Here is a 1,264-nt window from a genome sequence, read left to right on the forward strand (position 1 = left end):
CGAGCAGGTCTGTCAGGTCGCCCCAGGCCTCATGCCGGTCGGGCCCGCCTTCGATCACGATGTGATCAACCAGCCAGCTTTCCAGCCCACGGCCCCAGGCCCAGACATCGACCTCGATCCGGTCTTTCTGGACGTCGGCGCCGGCGGTCAGGAACAGCCCGCCCGCCGGGACAATGCCCGGTTTCCAGCGTTCGCGCTGGTCATAGAGCCTCTGCCAGTCAGGGGCTTCGCCGGTCTCGACCCAGGTCTCGCCGAGGATCGTGTTGCGAAACGCCTTGACCGCCTCATCCGACCCTTGAGCCGCGTCCCAGGCCCGCACGATCCGCTCCCAGCTGAGCCAGCCGATTGGCGAATAGAGCGCCGAGAGGTGGTAGCCGACGGTATTGGGATCCGCAGCCGTAGCGGTCGCCCGCCATTCGCCTGCCTCAAGCATCGCCGTCTTGTGATGCTCCGCGATGGGCGTGTCGCAGCCCTCGCAGTGATATTCTGCCGTTTCCGGTTGTCCTTTCTGCCAGCGCAGACGTTCGAACTTCAGCCACTGCATCGCTCCGCAATGCGGACAAGGTACGAAGAACCGGCGTTGATCGCTGGCCTCATAGTCCCGTTCGATCCGGCTCATCCCCCGGATCGTCGGAGTCGAGACGAGGAACACCTTGCGCCGGTGCGCGAAGGTCAGCGAGCGCGCTTCCGCCAGCGTGACCGGGTCGCCTTCCTCGTCGGCCGAGGCTGGATAGGCGTCGACCTCATCGAGGAAGATGTACCGCGCCGGGGTCGAGCGGAGACCTACCGCCGAGTTCGCCCCGGTCATGATCAGGATGCCGCCCGCGAATTCCTTCGACAGCATCGTATTGCCCGCGTCCCGCGAGCGCGCCGGTTTGACCCTCTCCCGCAATTCCGGACTTTCGTCGATCAGCGGATCGATCCGCTGGCGTGAGTTTCGTTTCGCCAACTCCACCGTCGGCTGGACCGCGAGCATTGGCCCCGGTGCCTGGTGGATCGCGAAGCCAATCCAGTTGTTGCCTGCCTCGGTCGCGCCGACCTGCGCTGCCTTCATGAAGACGATCCGCTGCGTTGGATCGCCCGGCGACAGCCGGTCCATGATCTCGCCCATATAGGGCGTGCGGGCGGTGCGATACCGCCCCGGCTCGGCCGATGCCCGTCCTGAGAGCATTCGGTGCCGACCCGACAAACGAACCGGCCGACGACGACCCGGCGAGCGATCCGGCCGACGACACCGATACGGACCCGGCGCAGGCCGACCAAC

1 pseudogene is annotated in these 1,264 nt (G+C 66.2%); it reads right to left on the reverse strand.

Going from position 1 to position 1,264, the window contains the following annotated elements:
• Positions 1–1,180, reverse strand: a pseudogene (locus EP376_RS22635) (phage terminase large subunit family protein); the annotation flags it as partial.
• Positions 1,181–1,264: the final 84 nt, after the last annotated feature.

Source organism: Alexandriicola marinus, from assembly GCF_004000435.1.
Taxonomy (GTDB): domain Bacteria; phylum Pseudomonadota; class Alphaproteobacteria; order Rhodobacterales; family Rhodobacteraceae; genus Alexandriicola; species Alexandriicola marinus.